Origin of the sequence: Sphingobium sp. B2 (assembly GCF_007693735.1) — a bacterium.
Classification (GTDB): Bacteria; Pseudomonadota; Alphaproteobacteria; order Sphingomonadales; family Sphingomonadaceae; genus Sphingobium; species Sphingobium xenophagum.
The window spans coordinates 687191-709593 of record NZ_VDBZ01000001.1; the positions used below are offsets into that span (position 1 = coordinate 687191).

Genomic DNA, 22403 nt, shown 5'->3' on the forward strand with positions numbered 1-22403 from the left:
TCTTTCCATGGCAAACGCCATTTCCGCCAACCGGGCCGAACTGATCGCCATCGCCAATTCGGTGGCCAGCGAAAAGATGATCGACAAGGCGATCGTCATCGAGGCGATGGAGGACGCGATCCAGCGCGCTGCGCGGGCGCGTTACGGCGCCGAGAATGACATTCGCGCCAAGCTGGACCCCGACAGCGGCGACCTGCGTCTGTGGCGCGTCGTCGAAGTGGTCGATGTGGTCGAGGATTATTTCAAGCAGGTCGACATCAAGGCCGCGCAAAAGTTGCAGAAGGGCGCAGTCGTCGGCGATTTCATCGTCGATCCGCTGCCCCCCATCGACCTGGGTCGCATCGACGCCCAGTCGGCCAAGCAGGTGATCTTCCAGAAGGTCCGCGATGCCGAGCGCGAGCGTCAGTATGAGGAATTCAAGGACCGCGTGGGTGAAATCATCACCGGCGTCGTGAAATCGGTCGAGTTCGGCCATGTTGTCGTCAATCTGGGCCGGGCCGAAGGCGTCATCCGCCGCGACCAGCAGATCCCGCGCGAAGTCGTCCGCGTTGGCGATCGCATCCGGTCGGTCGTGCTGAACGTGCGCCGCGAAAATCGCGGGCCGCAGATTTTCCTGTCCCGCGCGCACCCCGAATTCATGAAAAAGCTGTTCGCGCAGGAAGTGCCCGAAATCTATGATGGCGTCATCACCATCATGGCCGCCGCGCGCGATCCGGGCAGCCGCGCCAAGATCGGCGTGATCAGCCGCGATTCGAGCATCGATCCGGTCGGTGCCTGCGTCGGCATGAAGGGCAGCCGCGTGCAGGCCGTCGTGCAGGAAATGCAGGGCGAAAAGATCGACATCATCCCCTGGTCGGAAGATACGGCAACCTTCGTCGTCAACGCGCTTCAGCCTGCCCAGGTCAGCCGCGTGCTGATCGACGAGGAAGAAGAGCGGATCGAAGTCGTCGTTCCCGACGATCAGCTCTCGCTCGCCATCGGTCGTCGCGGCCAGAATGTCCGCCTCGCCAGCCAGCTGACCGGCAAGGCGATCGACATCATGACCGAAGCCGACGCCAGCGAGAAGCGGCAGAAGGAATTCGTCACCCGGTCCGAAATGTTCCAGAACGAACTGGACGTGGACGAGACGCTGTCGCAGCTGCTGGTGGCCGAGGGCTTTGGTGAGCTGGAAGAAGTCGCCTATGTCAGCATCGACGAACTGGCCTCGATCGAAGGCTTTGACGATGATCTGGCGGGCGAATTGCAGAGCCGCGCGCTTGAGGCGCTGGAACGGCGCGAAGCAGCGTCGCGGGAAGAACGGCAGGCTCTGGGCGTCGAGGATGCCCTGGCCGACATGCCGCACCTTACCGAAGCGATGCTGGTGACGCTGGGCAAGGCGGGCATCAAGACGCTCGACGATCTGGCGGACCTTGCCACCGACGAACTGGTGCAGAAGAAGCGCGTCGACCAGCGCCGCCGCAAGACCGAAAGCGCCGAGGACAAGGGTGGCATATTGGCCGCCTATGGCCTGTCGGACGAGCAGGGCAATGAGATCATCATGGCCGCGCGCGCGCATTGGTTTGAAGATGACGCATCCGCGTCGGGGCTCGAGAACGAGGAAGCCTGATCCGCCATGCCGTTCGTTGATATCCGTCTGGCCGGTAGCGTCACGCGCGAGCAGAAAGCCGCGCTGGTCGCCGACATCACCCAGTCGCTCGTTGAGCGGCTGGGGAAGCCGGCGGCTGCCGTGCAGATCAATATCACCGAACTGAGCCTGGAAAATTACGCGGCGGGCGGGCAGCTTTTGGCCGACCGCGCACCAGCGCCCTCTCATAGGGAGGACGCCATTGCTGCGGACACTCCCCGATGAGCGTTTAGGCCTATCCAATAGCGTTGGGGTTGCCAGTCCATCCGTTTTGGCGGAGGGGCACGCATGACCGAACGCAAATGCATATTGACCGGCGACCGCGCCGACCCTGAAACGCTGATCCGCCTGGCGATCGGACCGGACGGGCAGGTGCTGCCCGACGTCCGCGCCAAGGCGCCGGGGCGGGGCGCCTGGATCGGCGTCAGCCGGGCCGAGCTGGAAACCGCGCTCGCCAAGGGCAAGCTCAAGGGTGCGATCGCGCGTTCCTTCAAGGACGGGGCGCTTCAGATCGGGGCGGACCTGCCCGAACGGATCGAACAGGCGTTGCGGCAGGATCTGCTCAGCCGTCTGGGGCTGGAGGCGCGCGCCTCCATGCTGCTCACAGGTTCGGAAAAAATCGATACTGCGTGCCGCAAGGGGCTGGTCAAATTGCTGCTCCATGCCGCCGATGCGGCGGCCGATGGCAATCGCAAGCTGGACCAGGCGCTGCGCGTTGGGCAGGAAGCGGAAGGCAGCGATCTTGCAGGTATCGTCTTGCCTGTGGACCGCGAGGCCCTATCTATGGCAATGGGGCGCGATAATGTCGTCCATGTTGCGGTGACCGACTCGCGCGCGGCATTGCGCCTGCGTGCGGCCCTGGGCCGCTTGGAAAGCTATCTGGGTTGCGTTATCGAGGCGCCCGCGCAGGCGGAGGAGCGATCCTCCGCTGCGCAGGGTGCCGAGATTGCATGGAATGATGCGTCGGTGCCTGCACCGGCCGGTGATGAAGTGAAGGGTTAAGTTCAGTCGTATGAGTGACAGCAAGGAAGACAAGCCGGTTCTGGGCCGCAAGCCGCTGGGCATCAAGCGGACCGTGGAATCCGGCCAGGTGCAGCAGCAGTTCAGCCATGGCCGCAAGAATACGGTCGTGGTTGAGGTGAAGCGGCGCCGCGTCCTGGGCAAGCCGGGCGAAGCCGCCGGCGCTGCGCCCGCTGCTGCGCCACAGGCCGATCCGGTGCCCGCCGCTCCCGCGCCCGCAGCGCCCCGTCCCGCCGCCCCGCCGCCGCAGCAGCAGCGCGCGCCGCAGCCTGCCCCCGCGCGCCAGTCGCCGCCGCAAAGCCTGATGTCGCGTCAGGAATTGCAGGCCAAGCTGCTGCGCGAAGCAGAAGAAGCGCGCATGAACGCGCTGGAGGAAGCGCGCCGTCGCGAAGCGGCCGAGCGCATAGCGGCTGCCGAGGATGAAAAGCGCCGGGCCGAGGAAAATCGCCAGGCTGCCGAAGCTGCCGCCTCCGCGCCTGCTGTCGAAGAAGCCAAGGCTCCCGAGGCGGCGCCCGCAGCCGAAGCACCCGCCGCCACTGCGCCGCAGGACAGCGCCGCCGCGCCCGAAGCGGCTGCGCCGACGGACGAGCAGCCCGCAGCCACCACTGCCGCGCCGCCGCCGCCGCGTCGTTTCACGCCGGTCACCCCGATCAAGCGGCCCGAACCGGCCAAGCCCGAACGCGCCAAGCGGGGCGAGGATAATCGCCGCCAGGCCGGCAAGCTGACCGTCACCAAGGCGCTGGCCGATGACGACAGCGCCCGCGCCCGCAGCCTCGCCGCGCTCAAGCGCGCGCGTGAAAAGGAACGCCGCGCCCATTATGCCGGTGGCTCCAAGACGCGCGAAAAGCAGTCGCGCGACGTGGTGGTGCCAGAAGTCATCACCGTGCAGGAACTGGCCAACCGTATGGCCGAAAAGGGCGCGGACCTGGTCAAGTCGCTGTTCAAGATGGGTCAGGCGGTCACGCTCAACCAGTCGATCGATCAGGATACCGCCGAACTGCTGGTCGAGGAATTCGGCCACCGCATCCAGCGCGTGTCCGAAGCCGACGTCGAAATCGGCATTGAAGGCGATGTCGATCCTGTCGAATCGCTCAAGGTGCGCGCGCCTGTCGTGACGATCATGGGCCATGTCGACCATGGCAAGACCAGCCTGCTCGACGCGCTGCGCGGGACCGATGTGGTCGCGGGCGAAAGCGGTGGCATCACCCAGCATATCGGCGCCTATCAGGTGACGACCAAGGGCGGCGACATCATCACCTTCCTCGATACGCCGGGCCATGAGGCTTTTTCGGAAATGCGCGCACGCGGTGCGAACGTGACCGACATTGTCATTCTGGTGGTGGCGGCCGACGACGGGCTGATGCCGCAGACGATCGAGGCGATCAATCATACCAAGGCGGCCGGCGTGCCGATGATCGTGGCGATCAACAAGTGCGACAAGCCCGAAGCCAACCCGCAAAAGGTGCGTGAGCGCCTGCTCGAACATGAAATCGTGGTCGAGGATATGGGCGGCGACGTGCAGGACGTGCAGGTGTCGGCGCTCAAGAAGACCGGGCTGGACGAGCTGATCGAGAAGATCCTGCTCCAGGCCGAGCTCATGGAACTGACCGCAAACCCCGATCGCGCTGCCGAAGGCAATGTGATCGAGGCGCAGCTGGACAAGGGCCGTGGCGCTGTCGCCACCGTGCTGGTGCGTCGCGGTACGCTCAAGGTCGGCGACACGTTCGTCATCGGCGCGGAAAGCGGCAAGGTGCGTGCGCTGGTCAATGACAAGGGCCAGCAGGTCAAGTCCGCCGGTCCTTCGGTCCCGGTCGAGGTGCTGGGCCTGTCGGGCGTGCCGATGGCAGGCGACCAGATGACGGTCGTGGAGAATGAAGCGCGCGCCCGTGAGGTGGCCGCCTATCGTCAGGAACAGATCACCCGCAAGCGCACCGCATCGGTGCCGACGAACTTTGAAAATATGTTCTCGGCATTGAGCACAAAGGTCATCGAATATCCGGTGGTCATCCGTGGCGACGTGCAGGGTTCGGTCGAAGCGATCGTCAATGCGCTGAACCGCATTTCGACCGACGAGATCAAGGTGCGTATCCTGAGCTCGGGCGTCGGCGCGATCACTGAAAGCGATGTTACGCTGGCGTCGGCCAGCCGCGCGCCGCTGATCGGTTTCAACGTCCGTCCCAATGCCAAGGCGCGTCCGCTGGCGATCCGCGAGAAAATCTCGCTGCGCTATTATGACGTGATCTACGACCTGCTCGAAGAAGTGCGCAATGAAATGGCGGGTCAGCTGGCCCCCGAACGCATCGAAACGATCGTGGGTCGCGCCGAAGTGTTGCAGGTGTTCCCTGCGGGCAAGAAGGACAAGGCGGCCGGGCTTCTGGTCAAGGAAGGCGTCATCCGCAAGGGGCTCAATGCGCGCCTTACCCGCGACGATGTCATCGTGTCCAAGACGGTCATCCACTCGCTGCGCCGCTTCAAGGACGATGTGTCCGAAGTGCGCGCCGGCATGGAATGCGGCGCCGTGTTGCAGGACACCAACGACATCAAGCCGGGCGATACGCTCGAACTGTTCGAGGTCGAGGAACGCGTCCGCACGCTGTGATAGGAAAGACATGGCCCCGGCTTTGGTCGGGGCCATGAGGTTTATATATGTCCAGTCAAACCCAAGGCCCGTCCGTTCGTGCGCTCCGCGTAGGGGAGCAGGTGCGCCACATTCTGTCCGACATCCTGCAACGCGGGGATGTGCATGACGATGTGCTGGCGCGGCATGTCGTGAGTGTCACGGAAGTCCGCATGTCGTCCGACCTGCGCCACGCGACCGCCTTCATCAAGCCGCTGCTGGGGCGGGACGAGGAAGTGGTGCTGAAGGCGCTGCGGACCAACACCGCCTATTTCCAGCGCGAGGTCGCCGCGCGCACGCGGCTCAAATATGCCGCGAAGATCAAGTTTCTGGCCGACGACAGTTTTGACGAGGGCAGCCATATCGACAAGTTGCTGCGCGATCCCAAGGTTGCGCAGGATCTGGTCAAGGATGATGACGCGGATTGATTGCCGCCCACATTGTTCTTCGTCATGATGGCACTCCCCAAGGCGGACCGGCATGTGATGGCATGTCCGCGCATGTGCAAGAATGAGGATCGAGCGATGCGGATGATGTGGCTGTTTGGCGTGGCGGCAGCATTGGGCGCCATCACCCCCGCCGCCGCCAAGGATCCCGCGATCCACCCCGCCGTCATCAGCGATCCCGCTCCGGACGCCGCCCATCCGGCCGGCATGAGCGCCTTCGTCCTGCCTTCGGGCGATGGCGCGATGAACGCCGTCATGTACACCGCCGCCGGGGCCGGGCTGCATCCCACGCTGCTGTTGCTTCACGGTTTTCCCGGTAACGAGCAGAATCTGGACCTGGCGCAGGCCGCGCGCCGGGCCGGATGGAATGTGCTGACGCTCCATTATCGCGGGTCGTGGGGCAGTCCGGGCAATTTCTCCTTCGGCAATGCGTCAGACGATGCCTTTGCCGCGCTGCAATTCCTCCAGCAAGCCGCGACCGTCGCCAAATATCGCATCGACACCAGCGCGATCGTGGTGGCCGGGCATAGCATGGGCGGCTTTATGGCGGCGGACATTGCCGCCGCCGAACCCCGCGTGGCCGGGCTGTTCCTGATCGACCCGTGGGACCCTGCGCAGACCGTCGCCGCGCTGACGAGCGCGCAGGGCGAAGCGGCGTGGAAGGCGGAAGTGGAGAGCGACCTGCCGCCGCTGCATGGCGCGACCTATGACAGCCTGACCGCCGAGATAAAGGGCAATGGTGAGAAGTTCGACCTTGGCCGCCGACTGGCGGGCTATGGGCGTCGTCCGCTCACCATCCTTGGCGCGGAGAAGGGGTTGGGGGCCGAGGCGCGCACGGTGGCGGCGGATGCGCAGGGGGCCAATCCCAATGCGCGGCTGATGGTCTGGCCGACCGATCACAGTTTTTCGGACAAGAGGATCGCGCTGGCCGATGCGCTGGTCCGTTTCCTCTCTGGCGTCGCGCCGACCATCCGCTAAGCGTCGGGCATGGCAAAGCTCTATTTCTATTATAGCTCGATGAATGCGGGCAAATCCGCGACGTTGCTGCAATCGGACTTCAATTATCGTGAGCGCGGCATGGCGACGATGTTGTGGACCGCGGCGATCGACGATCGCTTTGGGCATGGCCGCATTGCGTCGCGCATCGGGCTGGAAACGGACGCGCATCTGTTCGATCCGGCGGTCGATATTTTCACTGCCGTTGCGCGCCAGCATGCGGCGACGCCCCTGTCCTGCGTTCTGATCGACGAAGCGCAATTCCTGACCCGCGCGCAGGTATGGCAGATCGCCGCGCTGTGCGACGATCTCAACATCCCGGTGCTTTGCTATGGCCTGCGCACCGATTTTCGGGGGGAATTGTTCGAAGGGAGCGCCCACCTGCTGGGGCTGGCGGACACGCTGAGCGAGATCAAGACGGTGTGCGATTGCGGGCGCAAGGCGACGATGAACCTGCGCGTGGACGGGCAGGGGCAGGCGGTGCGCGACGGCGCGCAGACGCAGATTGGCGGCAATGATCGCTATGTCGCACTCTGCCGCCGCCATTATCGGGAACAGATGGGCGGCTGACAAGCGGCCTGCCGCGGTGTAGGCGCGCGTCCATGCACGGCTGGATCATCCTCGACAAACCCCATGGCCTCGGTTCGACCCAGGCCGTCAGCGCGGTCAAGCGCGCGTTGCGCGACGGTGGGGCTGGCAAGTGCAAGGTCGGCCATGGCGGCACGCTCGATCCGCTGGCAACCGGCGTGCTGCCGATCGCGATCGGCGAGGCGACGAAGCTCGCCGGGCGGATGCTCGACAGTGACAAGATTTACGATTTTACCGTGGCGTTCGGGGCGCAGACCGACACGCTCGACCTGGAAGGCGCGGTGATCGCGACCAGCGATCAGCGGCCCACGCTGGCACAGGTGGAGGCGGTGTTGCCGCGCTTCACCGGGCCGATCGAACAGGCGCCGCCGGCCTATAGCGCGATCCTGATCGATGGCCAGCGGGCCTATGATCTGGCGCGTGCCGGGGCGGATCTGGAAATGAAGATGCGGGGGGTGACGGTGCATCGCCTGCAAATCTCCTCTCCCCGAAGGGGAGAGAATAGCGCAGCTTGCCCGCATGGCGGGCTAGCGCAGCTTGGAGAGGGGGAGAGGATTGAGGCCATCACCCTCACCGCCCATGTTTCCAAGGGCACCTATATCCGCAGCCTTGCCCGCGACATTGCGCTGGCGCTCGGCACGGTCGGCCATGTGACCATGCTGCGCCGGATCAAGGCGGGGCCGTTTACCCTCGATTCCGCGATTTCGCTGGACAAATTGCGTCATGCTGCTAACGAGCGCGCCATCGGTAGCCTTATGCTGCCGCTGACGGCGGGGCTGGACGACATCCCGGCTCTCCCCGTCTCGCCCGATCAGGCCCTGATGCTCCGACAGGGGAAGGTTCTGACCGGGATCACTGCCACCACTGGCCTTCATCTGGCGATGGACGGGACTATCCCCGTCGCGCTGGTCCGGTCGGATGATCATCAGATCATCGTGGTGCGCGGTTTCAACCTGATGTCGAAGGATGACGAATAGATGACGATTACTGCCGAGCGCAAGGAAGCGCTGATCAAGGAATATGCCCGCGCCGAGGGTGACACGGGTTCGCCAGAGGTCCAGGTTTCGATCCTGACCGAGCGGATCACCAACCTGACCGAGCATTTCAAGGGTCACCACAAGGATAATCACAGCCGTCGTGGTCTGCTGATGATGGTCAACAAGCGTCGTTCGCTGCTGGACTATCTCAAGAAGAAGGATCAGGCGCGCTACGCCGACCTGATCGCCAAGCTGGGCCTGCGCAAGTAACGCGGACCTTCAACGGGACGGCCCCCATGCGGGGCCGTTTCTGATTCTGAAACATGGCGTCGGGCAATCCGGCACGGCGTTCATGATACGGGGGACACTTCCCCACACCGTTCGGGCTGAGCCTGTCGAAGCCTTCTGCTGAGCGAAGCGAAGTTTGCTTCGCCTGCGCTCAGCTAAGCCCTTCGACTTCGCTCAGGGCGAACGGATATGAGGAGTTCGCTCCTCACCCATGGAGCCTCACCGGCTCCGCCAAAGGCCCCGCCCGGCAATAGGGCCGACGCGGGCGAAGGAAAAAACTATGTTTGATGTCAAGAAAGTATCGATCGAGCTGGCCGGCAAGACGCTGACCCTCGAAACCGGCCGCATCGCCCGCCAGGCTGACGCCGCCGTGCTGGCGACCTATGGCGAAACCGTGGTGCTGTGCGCCGTGACCGCCGCCAAGAGCGTGAAGGAAGGCCAGGATTTCTTCCCCCTGACCGTTCACTATCAGGAAAAATATTCCGCCGCCGGCCGCATTCCCGGCGGCTTTTTCAAGCGTGAGCGCGGCGCGACCGAAAAGGAAACGCTGGTTTCCCGCCTGATCGACCGTCCGATCCGTCCGCTGTTCCCCGAAGGTTTCTACAACGAAATCAACGTCATCGCCCAGGTTCTGTCGTTCGACGGCGAAAGCGAGCCGGACATTGTGGCGATGATCGCCGCGTCGGCTGCGCTGACCCTGTCCGGCGTGCCCTTCATGGGACCGATCGGCGCGGCCCGCGTCGGTTACAAGGATGGCGAATATCAGCTCAACCCGTCGCTGGACGAGGCAAAGGCCGGTGAACTCGACCTGGTCGTCGCCGCCACCTACGACGCGGTGATGATGGTCGAATCCGAAGCCAAGGAGCTTTCGGAAGAAGTCATGCTGGGCGCCGTCCTGTTCGCGCATGACGCGAGCAAGAAGATTGTCGACGCCATCATCAGCCTGGCTGAAAAGGCGGCCAAGGATCCTTGGGACATGCCGCAGGGCGACAATCTCGATGACCTGAAGAAGAAGCTGAAGAAGCTGATCGGCAAGGACATCACCGCCGCCTACAAGCTGACCGACAAGTCGGCGCGTTCCAACGCGCTGAACGAAGCCCGCGCCAAGGCAAAGGCGTCGTTCGTTGCCGATGGTCTCGACGCCCAGACCGTCATGGCCGGCATCAAGCTGACCAAGAAGCTGGAAGCGGAAATCGTGCGCGGCGCCATCCTGAAGGACGGCAAGCGCATCGACGGCCGCACGACCACGCAGATCCGTCCGATCGAAGCGATGGTCGGCTTCCTGCCCCGCACCCATGGTTCGGCCCTGTTCACCCGCGGTGAAACGCAGTCCATCTGCACCACCACGCTGGGCACCAAGGACGCCGAGCAGATGATCGACGGCCTGACCGGCCTGCATTATGAAAATTTCATGCTGCACTATAACTTCCCGCCCTATTCGGTCGGTGAAGTCGGCCGCTTCGGCGCGCCGGGTCGTCGTGAAGTGGGTCATGGCAAGCTGGCCTGGCGTGCGCTGCACCCCGTGCTGCCCAGCAAGGACGAATTCCCCTATACGATCCGCGTCCTGTCCGACATCACCGAATCCAATGGTTCGTCCTCGATGGCGACTGTCTGCGGCGGTTCGCTGTCGATGATGGACGCAGGCGTGCCATTGAAGCGCCCGGTGTCCGGCATCGCCATGGGCCTGATCCTGGAAGGCAAGAATTTTGCCGTCCTGTCCGACATTCTGGGTGATGAAGATCATCTGGGCGACATGGACTTCAAGGTGGCCGGTACGTCCGAAGGCATCACCACGATGCAGATGGACATCAAGATTGCGGGCATCACGCGCGAAATCTTTGAAACCGCGCTTGCCCAGGCGAAGGAAGGCCGTGCCCACATCCTTGGCGAAATGAGCAAGGCGCTGGCTTCGACCCGGACCGAACTGTCGGCCCATGCCCCGCGCATCGAGACGTTGCAGATCGACAAGTCGAAGATCCGCGAAGTCATCGGCACCGGCGGCAAGGTCATCCGTGAGATCGTCGCCGAAACCGGCGCGAAGGTCGACATTGACGATGAAGGCCTGATCAAGATCAGCTCGTCCGATCCGGCGCAGATCGAGGCTGCACGCAAGTGGATCCTGGGCATCACGCAGGAAGCGGAAGTCGGCAAGATTTATGACGGCAAGGTCGTCAACATTGTCGATTTCGGTGCGTTCGTGAACTTCATGGGCGGCAAGGACGGTCTGGTCCATGTTTCCGAAATGAAGAATGAGCGCGTGGAAAAGCCCACCGACGTCGTGTCGGAAGGCCAGGAAGTGAAGGTCAAGGTCCTGGAGATCGACCCGCGCGGCAAGGTGCGCCTGTCGATGCGCGTCGTCGATCAGGAAACCGGCGAAGAACTGGAGGATACGCGTCCTCCCCGCGAAGCGCGCGAGCCGCGCGGTGATCGTGGTCCGCGCCGTGATGGCGGCGGTGATCGTGGCCCACGTCGCGAAGGCGGCGAAGGTCGTGGTGATCGCGGTCGCGGCCCGCGCCGCGACGGTGGCGATCGTGGTCCGCGTCGGGAACGCAGCGAAGGCGGCAATGAAGACGGCCCGGCGCCGGGCGGTCTGCCTGACTTCCTGACCCAGGATTGATCGTCTATCCGACGAACTGAGGTTAAAATGGGGCGTCCGGTTCAGCCGGGCGCCCTTTTTTATGTCGGGCGCGCAATGGACTAATTTCGATCAAGGCATAGAATCAAAGTTCTGCTACTGTAACGATAGATCATTTGGGGAACATCCATGCAGCGGAGCAATGCGCGCTTTGTCGAACGCCTTCCGCTCGTCCTCGACCGGCCAGCCTATGCCTATGGACTGACGCTGCTCTTTTCCGGCGCGGCGCTGCTGCTGCGGATTGCGGCCGAACCGCTGCTGCCCAATGGCTATCCGTTCGTCACCTTCTTCCCGGCGGTCATTCTGTCATCCTTCCTGTTCGGAATCGGGCCGGGCATTTTTGCGGCGATATTCTGCGGACTGCTATCCTGGTATGTCTTTATCGCGCCATTCTACAGCTTCGTCATGAACCCGGCGGTGGCCGTCGCCATGCTATTCTATATCGGCGTGGTGGCCGTCGACATCATGCTGATTCATTTCATGCAGCGCGCCAATTTTCATCTGGCGGTGGAGCGCGAGCGCAGCCGTGCGCTGGCGGAAAACCGGGAGCTTCTGTTCCACGAACTCCAGCACCGCGTATCCAACAATCTTCAGGTCGTCGCGGCCATGCTGGCGCTTCAGCGTCGCCATGTCGATCATGATGTGGCGCGCAAGGCGCTGGACGATGCATCGGCACGGCTGGCGCTGGTGGGCCGCATCAGCCGTGCGCTCTATGATCCGTCAGGCAAGGGGCAGGACATTCGCGGCTTCCTGACCGCGCTGTCTGCCGACGTGCTGGAAGCGAGTGGCCGTACCGACATTGATGTTGCGGTGACAGCGCCCCACGGGCTGGCGATCGAGCCGTCCGTCACCGTGCCGCTGGCGCTGATCGTCGCGGAATCGGTGAGCAATGCGATCGAACATGGCCTGCCCGACCGGCCCGGCAAGGTGGCGGTGATGCTGGAGGAAGTGGAGGGCGCGCTGGCGCTGCGCATCGTCGATGACGGTCATGGCGTTGCCCCGGACTTTCAGCATGATTCCAGCGAATCGCTGGGGCTGCGCATCGCCAATGCGCTGGCGGCGCAACTGGGCGGGCGCTTTTCGCTGACGCCGGGCGCGAATGGCGGCGCCGTGGCGCGGCTCGATCTGCCTGCACGGACCGCCTGTTGATCCTGACTCCATTCTGCCGCTTGGCGGCAGCGATCCGCTCGGCTATGACCCGCCCCATGCTGATGAAAACCGTAACGCGCATCGGCGCGGCCACCGCCCCGCTTCTGCTTGCCGCCCTGCTTGCAGGTTGCGCGACGTCCAAGAACAAGGCCGACACGCAATATGTCGCCCGTGACGTGTCGACCCTCTACAATAGCGGCAAGGACCGGCTCGATCGCGGCCAGTATAAGCTCGCCGCCGCGCTGTTCGACGAAGTGGAGCGTCAGCATCCCTATTCGCCCTGGGCGCGCCGGGCGCAGCTCATGTCGGCGTTCAGCTATTATATGAACAGTGACTATGCCGAATCCATTTCGGCATCACAGCGCTTCCTGTCGATCCATACCGGCAACAAGGACGCGCCCTACGCTTATTATCTGATCGCGCTCTGCTATTATGAGCAGATTGCCGATGTCAGCCGCGACCAGAAAATCACGCAGCAGGCGCTCGACGCGCTGGGCGAACTGATCCGCCGCTATCCCGACACACGCTATGCCGCCGATGCCCGGTTGAAGGTCGATCTGGTCAACGACCATCTGGCCGGCAAGGAAATGGAAGTGGGCCGTTTCTACCAGCGGCGTGGCCAGTGGCTTGCCGCCACGCTGCGTTTCCGCACCGTCATCGATAAATATCAGACCACGACCCACACGCCCGAAGCGCTGGAGCGGCTGGTCGAATCCTATCTTTCGCTCGGCATCCCCGACGAAGCGCGCAAGGCCGCGGCCGTGCTGGGCGCCAACTATCCCGGCACCAAATGGTATACGCGCAGCTACAAGCTGATGCAGGAACATGGCGGCACGGCGTAGTCGCCTTTCTTGCCTGTTCCCCTTTTGTGCATTGACGGGTAGAAGCGCGTCATGCTGAGCGCCTTGTCCATCCGCAATGTCGTGCTGATCGAGGCGCTGGACCTGGATTTTGGCGCTGGCCTGTCCGTCCTGACCGGGGAAACGGGGGCGGGCAAATCCATCCTGCTCGATTCGCTGGGACTGGCGCTCGGCGCCCGCGCCGATAGCGGGCTGGTCCGCACTGGCGAGGCGCAGGCCAGCGTCACCGCGACCTTCGACCCACCGCCCGCCGGTCATCGCGCCGCGATGCTGCTGGCGGACAATGGTATCGAAATGGAGCCGGGCGAGCCGCTGCTGATCCGCCGGACGGTGAAGGCCGATGGCGGGAGCCGCGCCTTCGTCAATGATTCAGCCTGCTCGGCGGCGCTGTTGCGCGAACTGGGCGGGTGTCTGGTGGAAATTCACGGCCAGCATGACGATCGCGGTCTGCTCAACGCGCGGGGGCATCGCGCGCTGCTCGATGCCTATGGCCGCTGCGATGCAGGCGCGGTCGGCGCGGCATATGGCGCCTGGCGCAAGGCGGCGAGCATATTGGCCGAAGCCCGTGCGACCGTCGATACAGCGGCGCGCGACCGTGACTATCTGGCCCATGCCGTCGATGAATTGACCCGCTTTCGCCCCGAACCGGGGGAGGAAGCGACGCTGGCGGAAGAACGCGCGTCGATGCAGAAGGGCGCGCGCCTGACCGACGATCTGTCGGCGATTGCCGACTGCCTGACCGGCTCCGACGGTGGCCTTGCCCAGTTGCGGCAGGCCGCGCGGCGGCTGGACCGGATCGCCGCGGAGGATGAGCGACTGGCTGCTGTCCTCGAAGCGCTGGACCGCGCGGTGGTGGAAGCGGGCGAGGCGGAGGACCGGCTCGCCGAGGTCGCGGAAGCATTGAGCTTCGATCCCGCCCGGCTCGACGACATCGAAACCCGGCTGTTCGACCTGCGCGGCCTGGCGCGCAAGCATCAGGTGCAGCCCGATGATCTGGCCGACCTGTGCACCGATATGGCCGCGCGCCTTAACGCGATCGAGGGTGGGGAGGAGCATATCGCCGCGCTGGAGGCGGACGTCGCCAAGAAGGCGGCGGCCTATCGCGCCGCTGCGCAGGGGCTGTCGGACGAGCGCCAACAAGCCGCGGGCAAGCTGGACGCGGCGGTCGCGGCGGAACTCGCGCCATTGAAGCTGGACGCCGCCCGTTTCCGCACCGTGGTCGCCCCGCTGGATGAGGGGCAATGGAGCGGGCAGGGCATGGACCGGGTCGAATTCGAGATTTCGACCAACCCCGGCGCACCTTTCGCCCCGCTGACGAAAATCGCGTCGGGTGGCGAATTGTCGCGCTTCATCCTGGCGCTGAAAGTCGCACTGGCGGAGCAGGGCGGGGCGGATACGCTGATCTTCGACGAAATCGACCGGGGCGTGGGCGGCGCGGTGGCGTCCGCCATTGGCGAACGGCTCTCGCGTCTCGCGCGCAGCAACCAGATACTGGTCGTCACCCACAGCCCGCAGGTCGCGGCGCGCGGGGCGGGGCATCTGTTGATCGCCAAGTCCAGCGATGGGACAGTGACGCGGACGGGCGTTCATGCGCTGGACGACGCGGAACGGCGCGAGGAAATCGCGCGGATGCTGTCGGGCGCGGAAATTACTGCGGAAGCGCGCGCGCAGGCGGAACGGTTGCTGGAGCGGGTTTAGTGCCGGTGTTCCCGCGCAGGCGGGAACCCAGTCCCAAGCTCCGAACTGGGTTCCCGCCTGCGCGGGAACACGGACAATGGCATGGCAGGGGAAAGCATGACGACCCATAACCGCAGAGACATGCTGGGCCTGACCGCCGCCGCCATGGCCGCCAGCGCCATCCCCGCCACCGCGCAATCGGCCCAGCCGCGCTACGGCCTGATCGGCCAGATGATCGCCAAACCCGGCAAGCGCGACGCATTGCTGACCTGTCTGCGCGAAGGCACGACCGGGATGCCCGGCTGCCTGTCCTATGTGATTGCGCTCGATACCGCCAACCCCGACGCGCTGTGGATCACCGAAGTGTGGGACAATCGCGACAACCACATGGCCTCGCTCAAACTGCCCGCCGTGCAGGCCGCCATCGCCAAGGCCCGCCCGATCATCGCCGGTTTCGGACAGCGGTTCGAGACGGTGCCGGTGGCGGGCATCTGAAACAGCGCGCGCCCGCTTTCACCGGAGCATAACAGCGGTTATGTCCACCCCTATGACCGATCCCGCCACTCTCTCCGAAGCCGAAGCTGCCAACCGTCTGATGCGTCTGGCGCGCGAAGTGGCCAGGCATAACCGGCTCTACCATGATCAGGACGCGCCGGAAATCAGCGACGCGGACTATGACGCGCTGATCCGCGAGAATAACGCGCTGGAAGCCCAGTTCCCGCACCTCGTCCGCGCCGATTCGCCCAATGCGCAGGTGGGCGCGGCCCCCACCTCCGCGCTCAAGAAAATCCCCCACGCCGTCCGCATGATGAGCCTCGACAATGGCTTTGCCGATGAGGACATTGCCGAATTTCTTGCCCGTGTGCGTCGCTTCCTGGCGCTGCCCGACGATGCGCCGGTCGCACTGACCGCCGAGCCGAAGATTGACGGTCTGTCCTGTTCGCTGCGCTATGAGAAGGGCGAGCTGGTGCTCGCCGCGACGCGCGGCGACGGCGCGACGGGGGAGGATGTCACGGCGAACGTCCGCACCATTGCCGACATACCCCAGCGGCTGACGGGCGACGCGATCCCCGACCTGTTCGAGGTGCGGGGCGAGGTCTATATGGCCAAGGCGGATTTCACCGCGCTCAACGCCCGGCTGCTGGAGCAAGCGGACGATCCGGACAAGGCGCGCCAGTTCGCCAACCCCCGCAACGCCGCCGCCGGATCGCTGCGGCAGAAGGATGCGACCGTCACCGCCAGCCGCCCGCTGCGCTTCCTGGCGCATGGCTGGGGCGCACACAGCGCCTTGCCCGCCGACACGCAACTGGGCGTGATGCAGGCGATTGCCGCCTGGGGTCTGCCGGTGTCGGACCGGCTGGTATGCGTCGACACGCTCGAAGCCCTGCTCGACCATTATCGCAGCATCGAGCGTGCGCGCGCCGACCTGCCCTTCGACATTGACGGGGTGGTGTATAAGGTTGACCGGCTCGACTGGCAGCAACGGCTGGGCTTCGTTGCGAAGGCACCGCGCTGGGCGATCGCGCATAAATTTCCCGCCGAACGCGCGCAGACGACGCTGGAGGCGATCGACATTCAGGTCGGGCGCACCGGCAAGCTGACTCCGGTGGGTCGTCTGACCCCGGTGACGGTCGGCGGCGTCGTCGTCTCCAACGTCACGCTGCATAATGCCGACGAGATCGCCCGGCTGGGCGTGCGGCCCGGCGATCGCGTCATCGTCCAGCGCGCGGGCGACGTCATCCCGCAGGTGGTCGACAATCTCGACCGTGATCGCCCCGGCGCGCCCTATATGTTCAAGCCCGAATGCCCGATCTGCCACAGCGAGGCGGTGCGCGAGGAGGGCGAGGTCGATTATCGGTGCACTGGTGGCCTGATCTGCCCGGCGCAACGGTTCGAGCGGCTGCGCCATTTCGTCAGCCGGGTCGCGCTCGACATTGAGGGGCTGGGGGAGAAGTCGATCCAGGAATTTCTGGACCTTGGCTGGATTACCGAACCGGCTGATATTTTCCGCCTGAAGCGCCACCGCCCCGACCTGATCGGCCGGGAAGGGTGGAAGGAAAAGTCTGTCGATAATCTGCTCGCCGCGATCGAGGCGAAGCGTGCGCCGGACGCTGCGCGGCTGCTGTTCGGCCTTGGCATCCGCCATGTCGGCGCGGTGACGGCGCGCGATCTGATGAAGCGCTATACGACGCTGCCGGCCGTGCGCGCTTTGGCGGAAGAGATTATGACTCTGCGCGACCAGCCATTTGACACGTCGGCCAAACGCGACAAGGCGATCGCCGACCATATCGGAGTGGAAAATGTCGGCGCGGCGGTGGGCCATGCGCTCGCCGACTTCTTCCATGAACCGCATAATGTTGCGGCCTGGGACGATCTTCTGTCCGAAGTCAAGCCGCCTCCCTATGTCGTGGAAACCACCGCCAGCGCCGTCACCGGCAAAACCGTGGTATTCACCGGCAAGCTGGAAACGATGAGCCGCGACGAGGCCAAGGCGCAGGCCGAACGATTGGGCGCGAAGGCGGCGGGATCGGTCAGTGCCAAGACCGATCTGGTCGTCGCCGGGCCGGGGGCGGGGAGCAAATTGAAGCAGGCCGCGGCGCTGGGGATCAAGGTGATCAGCGAAGAGGAATGGGCGGAGATTGTGAAGGCGGCGGGATGAAGCCGACAGCCGTTCGTTCCGAGCGGTCCTAAGCCGCCATCGCCTCCACCCCTGCATCATGCGCGCGCCGGGCGGCCATGATGTCGCCGACATGGGCTTCGGCCCAGCCGGTGATCTGGTCCAATATGCCGATCAGCCCGCCTGCCAGCGGGGTCAGCCGATATTCCACCGTCACCGGCACGGTGGCAAAGGCGGCGCGGCTGACCAGGCCGTCGCGCTCCAGGCTCTTCAACGTCTGCGACAGCATCTTTTGCGAAATCGCGCCGATCCGGCGACGCAGCAGGTTGAAGCGCACGGGGCCATCCTTCAGGCTCAGCAACACCAGCACCGCCCATTTGTCGCCGATCCGGTCGAGGATGTGCCGCGTCGGGCAGTTGGGATTATAGGCGTCGCCGATGCGCGGCGTTGGCGTGGCACTCATGGGCGGTATCCTCGACGTAACCAGGTGAAGGCAAAGTGCCTTCTTGCACCCCTGATAGCCAATTATCTATCTGGTTTCCATTGGTAACCACTTATGGAGATGGATATGAAAGTAGCGATCATCGGCGGCACGGGTCGTGCGGGGCAGGAAATCAGCGCGGAACTCGCCCGGCGCGGGCATCAGGTGACGGCAATCGCCCGTCATCCCGAAAAGGCGGTGCAGCATGCCGCGATCACTGCGGTTGCGGGCGACGTCAACCATCCCGAAGAGCTGGTGGCTGCGATTACCGGCCATGATGTCGTCGTCAGCGCGGTGATGTTTTCCGATACCGATCCAGCCTCGCTGGTGGACGTCGTGCGCCAGTCGGGCGTGCCGCGCTATCTGGTCGTGGGCGGCGCCGCCAGTCTGGAGGTGGCGCCGGGCGTGCCGCTGATCAGCACGCCGGAATTTCCCAAGGAATATCTGCCCGAAGCCAGCCGGGGCAAGGCGTTCCTGGACTATCTGCGCGGCGTCGACGACATTGACTGGACCTATGTGTCGCCCTCGGTCTTCTTCTTCGTCGGCCCGCGCACCGGCAGCTTCCGGTTGGGCGCCGACCAGTTGCTGAGCGACGCCGATGGCAAAAGCAGCATATCCTTTGCCGATTATGCCATCGCGCTGGTCGATGAAATCGAAACGCCGCGCCACAGCCGCCAGCGCTTTACCGTCGGCTATTGATGCGGGGGTAGGCGAGGGGGCGTCAGGCCGCCCCCTCCACCTTGTCCTGCGTCCTGGTTGCAAAGTCGCCCGCGTCGTGGCGCTCGTGCAATTGCTCGTTCAGCGGGCCGCTTGTCTTGTTGACGATCCGTCCGCGCGCCACCGCCGGGCGGACGTCGATCTGCCTGGCCCAGCGCAGGACGTGGGTATAGCTGCCCGCGTCCAGAAACTCGACCGCATCATAGGCGCGGCCCAACACGACGCCGCCATACCATGGCCAGATGGCCATGTCGGCGATGCTATATTCATCGCCCGCCATATAGTCATTGTCCGCCAGATGCCGGTCCAGCACATCGAGTTGCCGTTTCACTTCCATCGCGTAGCGGTTGATCGGATATTCGTATTTTTCCGGCGCATAGGCGTAGAAATGGCCAAAGCCGCCACCCAGCAGCGGCGCGCTGCCCATCTGCCAGAACAGCCAGCTGAGCGCTGCCGTGCGCTTGGCCGGATCGGTCGGCAGGAAGGCACCGAATTTTTCGGCGAGGTAAAGCAGGATCGCGCCGGATTCGAACACGCGCTGCGGCGGGGAGACGCTATGGTCCATCAGCGCCGGGATCTTGCTGTTGGGATTGACCGCAACAAAGCCGCTGGAAAACTGGTCGCCATCGCTGATCCTGATCAGCCAGGCATCATATTCGGCAGCGCTGAACCCCGCCGCCAGCAATTCCTCCAGCAGGATCGTGACCTTCTGCCCGTTGGGCGTCGCCAGCGAATAGAGTTGCAGGGGATGCTGCCCCACCGGCAAATCCTTGTCATGGGTGGCGCCCGCAATGGGCCGGTTGATATTGGCGAACTGGCCGCCATTGGCCTTGTCCCACGTCCAGACGGCAGGCGGGGTATAGGTGTCGGTCATGCGCGCAGGCTCCAGCTTGTTCTACGCGCGGGAGGTAGGAAGCCAAACGCCGTGCCGCAACCGCTGCGCCTTTCTATCCGCCGCTATGTCGCACCACCAGCACGCTGACCGGCGACTGATGGACGATGGCCGATGCGTTCGATCCCAGCAGCTTCGACGACATGGATGGCTGATGCGATCCGATGATGATCAGATCCGCGCCGGCTCGTTCCGCTTCACTGATGACTTCGTCGCGCACCCTGCCGCGCCGGGTGGAAAAACTGACCTGCTCTTCGGTCAGTCCGGCCTGCATGGACCATTGCCGCATCGCGGCCATGGCCTCATCTTCTTCCCGCTGATCGAAATCGCCAACCAGCAGATCGGAATAGCGCGACGGCAGGTGGTAGCGCACGTTGAGCAGGTGCAGCTTCCCCTGCGGCCCGGCGATGGCGGCAGCCCTGGCAATGGCGGCCTTTGCATTTTCCGGATCGTTGATGTCGACCGCGACGACGATTGTGCCGAAATGCATCCTCTGTCCTTTCCTGTTATGACAGGACAACGAGGACCGCGGAAAAGCGATGCGACCGCCATCAAAGAATGCGCTGGCGACATATCTCGCCGGAATGCGCAACAGACGGGACATGTCGCCCGAAAAAATCACCGCGAAAATTTCGCTACTAATCCTTGACCCGCCTTTTGGTTGCACCATATGAGGGCGCGCTAGCACTCTCCTTCAAGGAGTGCTAACAGCGACGCAGTTTATCGGGAGCAGGATAAGGCGAGTGCGGTTTTCGGGGGGATTCATCCCCGGATCGCGCGCCGGACCGATCCCAAACAGAAGGGAAAGGCAATCAACATGGCATTTCGTCCATTGCACGACCGTGTTCTCGTCCGCCGTATCGAAGCGGAAGCTAAGACCGCCGGTGGCATCATCATCCCCGACACCGCCAAGGAAAAGCCGCAGGAAGGCGAGATCGTGTCCGTCGGCACCGGCTCGAAGGCCGAAGATGGCAAGGTTACCCCGCTCGACGTCAAGGCTGGCGATCGCGTCCTGTTCGGCAAGTGGTCGGGCACCGAAGTCAAGGTCGACGGTGAAGACCTGCTGATCATGAAGGAATCGGACATTCTGGGCGTTGTCGCCTAACCCGATCCTTTTCCTGACTATTCCCATTTGCAAGAAAGAGGGTTTTTCCCATGGCTGCAAAAGACGTAAAATTTTCCCGCGACGCCCGTGAGCGCATCCTGCGCGGTGTCGACATCCTGGCCGACGCGGTCAAGGTGACCCTGGGCCCCAAGGGCCGCAACGTCGTCATCGACAAGAGCTTTGGCGCGCCCCGCATCACCAAGGACGGCGTCAGCGTCGCCAAGGAAATCGAACTGAAGGACAAGTTCGAGAATATGGGCGCCCAGATGGTCCGCGAAGTCGCGTCCAAGACCAACGACATTGCCGGTGACGGCACGACCACCGCGACTGTTCTGGCGCAGGCGATCGTCCGCGAAGGCATGAAGTCGGTTGCCGCCGGCATGAACCCGATGGACCTGAAGCGCGGCATCGATCTGGCCGTCATCAAGGTTGTCGAAGACCTCAAGGCCCGTTCCAAGCCCGTCGCCGGGACCAAGGAAATCGCCCAGGTCGGCATCATCTCGGCCAATGGTGACACCGTGGTTGGCGAAAAGATCGCCGAAGCCATGGAGCGCGTCGGCAAGGAAGGCGTGATCACGGTTGAAGAAGCCAAGGGTCTCGAATTCGAGCTGGACGTCGTCGAAGGCATGCAGTTCGACCGTGGCTATCTGTCGCCCTATTTCGTGACGAACCCGGAAAAGATGGCTGTAGAGCTGGCTGATCCGTACATTCTGATCCACGAAAAGAAGCTCAGCAACCTCCAGTCGATCCTGCCGATCCTCGAAGCGGTCGTTCAGTCGGGTCGCCCCCTGCTGATCATCGCCGAGGACATTGAAGGCGAAGCGCTGGCGACCCTGGTCGTCAACAAGCTGCGCGGTGGCCTGAAGGTCGCAGCGGTCAAGGCCCCTGGCTTTGGCGATCGTCGCAAGGCGATGCTGGAAGATATCGCTGTCCTGACCAAGGGCGAAGTGATCTCGGAAGACCTGGGCATCAAGCTGGAAAACGTCACGCTGGCGATGCTCGGCACGGCCAAGCGCGTCACCATCGACAAGGACAACACCGTCATCGTCGATGGCGCTGGCGACCATGACTCGATCAAGGGCCGCACCGACCAGATCCGTCAGCAGATCGAGAACACCACCTCGGACTATGACCGTGAAAAGCTCCAGGAACGCCTGGCCAAGCTGGCTGGCGGCGTTGCCGTCATCAAGGTTGGCGGCGCTTCGGAAGTCGAAGTCAAGGAACGCAAGGACCGCGTCGACGACGCCCTGCACGCCACCCGTGCGGCCGTTGAAGAAGGCATCGTCCCCGGTGGCGGCACCGCTCTCCTCTATGCCACCAAGACTTTGGCTGGCATGAAGGGCGCGAACGACGACCAGACCCGTGGTATCGACATCATCCGCAAGGCGATCGAAGCGCCGCTGCGCCAGATCGCCCAGAATGCGGGCGTTGACGGTGCCGTGGTTGCCGGCAACCTGCTGCGCGAAAATGACGAAACCCGTGGCTTCAACGCTTCGACGGACGTCTATGAAAACCTGGTGGAAGCCGGCGTGATCGATCCGACCAAGGTCGTTCGTGCGGCCCTGCAGGACGCGGCATCGGTTGCTGGCCTGCTGATCACCACCGAAGCGGCGATCTCCGAAGTGCCTGCCGACGACAAGGCGCCGATGGGCATGCCCGGCGGCGGCATGGGCGGCATGGGCGGCATGGACTTCTAAGTCCAACGCTTTCGCTA

The 22403-nt window shown here is 64.0% G+C and carries 21 protein-coding genes; 18 read left to right on the forward strand and 3 right to left on the reverse strand.

Annotated elements, in window-relative coordinates:
• Positions 1 to 7: 7 nt before the first annotated feature.
• The 15 genes from nusA to ligA all read left to right on the forward strand — a co-directional run bounded on the left by nusA (position 8) and on the right by ligA (position 17536).
• On the forward strand, positions 8 to 1606 hold the full coding sequence (nusA, locus tag FE851_RS03470) for a transcription termination factor NusA (protein WP_017184173.1): 1599 nt from the start codon (positions 8 to 10) through the stop codon (positions 1604 to 1606).
• Between the two features lie 6 nt (positions 1607 to 1612).
• Entirely contained in the window at positions 1613 to 1849 is a 237-nt protein-coding gene (locus tag FE851_RS03475) for a tautomerase family protein (protein WP_017184174.1), read from the forward strand.
• 63 nt (positions 1850 to 1912) lie between these two features.
• Entirely contained in the window at positions 1913 to 2626 is a 714-nt protein-coding gene (locus FE851_RS03480; protein WP_107124088.1) for a DUF448 domain-containing protein, read from the forward strand.
• 10 nt (positions 2627 to 2636) lie between these two features.
• On the forward strand, positions 2637 to 5243 hold the full coding sequence (gene infB / locus FE851_RS03485; RefSeq protein WP_145199842.1) for a translation initiation factor IF-2: 2607 nt from the start codon (positions 2637 to 2639) through the stop codon (positions 5241 to 5243).
• A 47-nt stretch (positions 5244 to 5290) separates the two neighbouring features.
• Positions 5291 to 5689, forward strand: coding sequence for a 30S ribosome-binding factor RbfA (gene rbfA, locus FE851_RS03490; protein ID WP_017184383.1), 399 nt, complete (start codon positions 5291 to 5293; stop codon positions 5687 to 5689).
• Positions 5690 to 5761: 72 nt separating this feature from the next.
• A complete protein-coding gene (locus tag FE851_RS03495; protein WP_145204069.1) occupies positions 5762 to 6685 on the forward strand; it encodes an alpha/beta fold hydrolase in 924 nt (307 codons plus the stop codon).
• Between the two features lie 9 nt (positions 6686 to 6694).
• The gene (locus FE851_RS03500) at positions 6695 to 7273 is read left to right on the forward strand and encodes a thymidine kinase (RefSeq protein ID WP_145199845.1); all 579 of its coding nucleotides are present in this window, start codon (positions 6695 to 6697) and stop codon (positions 7271 to 7273) included.
• A gap of 32 nt (positions 7274 to 7305) precedes the next feature.
• Positions 7306 to 8268, forward strand: coding sequence for a tRNA pseudouridine(55) synthase TruB (truB, locus tag FE851_RS03505; RefSeq protein ID WP_145199848.1), 963 nt, complete (start codon positions 7306 to 7308; stop codon positions 8266 to 8268).
• Positions 8269 to 8538 carry a 30S ribosomal protein S15 gene (gene rpsO / locus FE851_RS03510; RefSeq protein WP_017184379.1) on the forward strand — a complete coding sequence of 90 codons (270 nt, stop codon included), beginning with the start codon at positions 8269 to 8271 and terminating at the stop codon, positions 8536 to 8538.
• Between the two features lie 298 nt (positions 8539 to 8836).
• Entirely contained in the window at positions 8837 to 11173 is a 2337-nt protein-coding gene (gene pnp, locus FE851_RS03515) for a polyribonucleotide nucleotidyltransferase (RefSeq protein ID WP_017184378.1), read from the forward strand.
• A gap of 147 nt (positions 11174 to 11320) precedes the next feature.
• Positions 11321 to 12340, forward strand: a complete 1020-nt coding sequence (locus FE851_RS03520) for a sensor histidine kinase (RefSeq protein WP_017184377.1) — start codon at positions 11321 to 11323, stop codon at positions 12338 to 12340.
• Between the two features lie 56 nt (positions 12341 to 12396).
• A complete protein-coding gene (locus tag FE851_RS03525) occupies positions 12397 to 13182 on the forward strand; it encodes an outer membrane protein assembly factor BamD (RefSeq protein ID WP_026149419.1) in 786 nt (261 codons plus the stop codon).
• Positions 13183 to 13233: 51 nt separating this feature from the next.
• Positions 13234 to 14898, forward strand: coding sequence for a DNA repair protein RecN (recN, locus tag FE851_RS03530; protein WP_145199850.1), 1665 nt, complete (start codon positions 13234 to 13236; stop codon positions 14896 to 14898).
• Positions 14899 to 15018: 120 nt separating this feature from the next.
• Positions 15019 to 15372 (forward strand): putative quinol monooxygenase, encoded by a 354-nt coding sequence (locus FE851_RS03535; protein ID WP_145204073.1) that lies wholly within the window; start codon positions 15019 to 15021, stop codon positions 15370 to 15372.
• Between the two features lie 52 nt (positions 15373 to 15424).
• Positions 15425 to 17536 carry an NAD-dependent DNA ligase LigA gene (ligA, locus tag FE851_RS03540; RefSeq protein ID WP_145204076.1) on the forward strand — a complete coding sequence of 704 codons (2112 nt, stop codon included), beginning with the start codon at positions 15425 to 15427 and terminating at the stop codon, positions 17534 to 17536.
• A gap of 28 nt (positions 17537 to 17564) precedes the next feature.
• Here the strand turns inward: ligA and FE851_RS03545 are convergent, their stop codons facing one another.
• On the reverse strand, positions 17565 to 17957 hold the full coding sequence (locus tag FE851_RS03545) for a winged helix-turn-helix transcriptional regulator (RefSeq protein WP_019051735.1): 393 nt from the start codon (positions 17955 to 17957) through the stop codon (positions 17565 to 17567).
• A gap of 105 nt (positions 17958 to 18062) precedes the next feature.
• Here FE851_RS03545 and FE851_RS03550 point away from each other — a divergent pair, with 105 nt between their 5' ends.
• Positions 18063 to 18674 (forward strand): NAD(P)-dependent oxidoreductase, encoded by a 612-nt coding sequence (locus FE851_RS03550; protein WP_145199853.1) that lies wholly within the window; start codon positions 18063 to 18065, stop codon positions 18672 to 18674.
• 22 nt (positions 18675 to 18696) lie between these two features.
• Here the strand turns inward: FE851_RS03550 and yghU are convergent, their stop codons facing one another.
• Both yghU and FE851_RS03560 read right to left on the reverse strand, forming a co-directional pair.
• Entirely contained in the window at positions 18697 to 19566 is an 870-nt protein-coding gene (gene yghU / locus FE851_RS03555) for a glutathione-dependent disulfide-bond oxidoreductase (RefSeq protein WP_145199856.1), read from the reverse strand.
• Between the two features lie 73 nt (positions 19567 to 19639).
• Positions 19640 to 20074, reverse strand: coding sequence for a universal stress protein (locus FE851_RS03560; protein ID WP_130752521.1), 435 nt, complete (start codon positions 20072 to 20074; stop codon positions 19640 to 19642).
• Positions 20075 to 20401: 327 nt separating this feature from the next.
• On the opposite strand from FE851_RS03560, the gene groES reads away from it, so the two are divergent.
• Positions 20402 to 20689: a co-chaperone GroES gene (groES, locus tag FE851_RS03565; RefSeq protein WP_007704439.1), complete on the forward strand. Its 288-nt coding sequence runs from the start codon at positions 20402 to 20404 to the stop codon at positions 20687 to 20689.
• 50 nt (positions 20690 to 20739) lie between these two features.
• Positions 20740 to 22386: a chaperonin GroEL gene (groL, locus tag FE851_RS03570; protein ID WP_017184367.1), complete on the forward strand. Its 1647-nt coding sequence runs from the start codon at positions 20740 to 20742 to the stop codon at positions 22384 to 22386.
• Positions 22387 to 22403: the final 17 nt, after the last annotated feature.

Excerpts from the sequence above, each read along its gene's own strand:
- rpsO (WP_017184379.1), top strand. The coding sequence starts at position 8,269 with ATGACGATTACTGCCGAGCGCAAGGAAGCGCTGATCAAGGAATATGCC.
- FE851_RS03500 (WP_145199845.1), top strand. The coding sequence starts at position 6,695 with ATGGCAAAGCTCTATTTCTATTATAGCTCGATGAATGCGGGCAAATCC.
- truB (WP_145199848.1), top strand. The coding sequence starts at position 7,306 with ATGCACGGCTGGATCATCCTCGACAAACCCCATGGCCTCGGTTCGACC.
- nusA (WP_017184173.1), top strand. The coding sequence starts at position 8 with ATGGCAAACGCCATTTCCGCCAACCGGGCCGAACTGATCGCCATCGCC.
- FE851_RS03495 (WP_145204069.1), top strand. The coding sequence starts at position 5,762 with ATGTGCAAGAATGAGGATCGAGCGATGCGGATGATGTGGCTGTTTGGC.
- FE851_RS03520 (WP_017184377.1), top strand. The coding sequence starts at position 11,321 with ATGCAGCGGAGCAATGCGCGCTTTGTCGAACGCCTTCCGCTCGTCCTC.
- FE851_RS03480 (WP_107124088.1), top strand. The coding sequence starts at position 1,913 with ATGACCGAACGCAAATGCATATTGACCGGCGACCGCGCCGACCCTGAA.
- groES (WP_007704439.1), top strand. The coding sequence starts at position 20,402 with ATGGCATTTCGTCCATTGCACGACCGTGTTCTCGTCCGCCGTATCGAA.
- pnp (WP_017184378.1), top strand. The coding sequence starts at position 8,837 with ATGTTTGATGTCAAGAAAGTATCGATCGAGCTGGCCGGCAAGACGCTG.
- rbfA (WP_017184383.1), top strand. The coding sequence starts at position 5,291 with ATGTCCAGTCAAACCCAAGGCCCGTCCGTTCGTGCGCTCCGCGTAGGG.
- FE851_RS03550 (WP_145199853.1), top strand. The coding sequence starts at position 18,063 with ATGAAAGTAGCGATCATCGGCGGCACGGGTCGTGCGGGGCAGGAAATC.
- groL (WP_017184367.1), top strand. The coding sequence starts at position 20,740 with ATGGCTGCAAAAGACGTAAAATTTTCCCGCGACGCCCGTGAGCGCATC.
- FE851_RS03545 (WP_019051735.1), bottom strand. The coding sequence starts at position 17,957 with ATGAGTGCCACGCCAACGCCGCGCATCGGCGACGCCTATAATCCCAAC.
- yghU (WP_145199856.1), bottom strand. The coding sequence starts at position 19,566 with ATGACCGACACCTATACCCCGCCTGCCGTCTGGACGTGGGACAAGGCC.
- recN (WP_145199850.1), top strand. The coding sequence starts at position 13,234 with ATGCTGAGCGCCTTGTCCATCCGCAATGTCGTGCTGATCGAGGCGCTG.
- FE851_RS03525 (WP_026149419.1), top strand. The coding sequence starts at position 12,397 with ATGCTGATGAAAACCGTAACGCGCATCGGCGCGGCCACCGCCCCGCTT.
- FE851_RS03560 (WP_130752521.1), bottom strand. The coding sequence starts at position 20,074 with ATGCATTTCGGCACAATCGTCGTCGCGGTCGACATCAACGATCCGGAA.
- infB (WP_145199842.1), top strand. The coding sequence starts at position 2,637 with ATGAGTGACAGCAAGGAAGACAAGCCGGTTCTGGGCCGCAAGCCGCTG.
- ligA (WP_145204076.1), top strand. The coding sequence starts at position 15,425 with ATGACCGATCCCGCCACTCTCTCCGAAGCCGAAGCTGCCAACCGTCTG.
- FE851_RS03535 (WP_145204073.1), top strand. The coding sequence starts at position 15,019 with ATGCTGGGCCTGACCGCCGCCGCCATGGCCGCCAGCGCCATCCCCGCC.
- FE851_RS03475 (WP_017184174.1), top strand. The coding sequence starts at position 1,613 with ATGCCGTTCGTTGATATCCGTCTGGCCGGTAGCGTCACGCGCGAGCAG.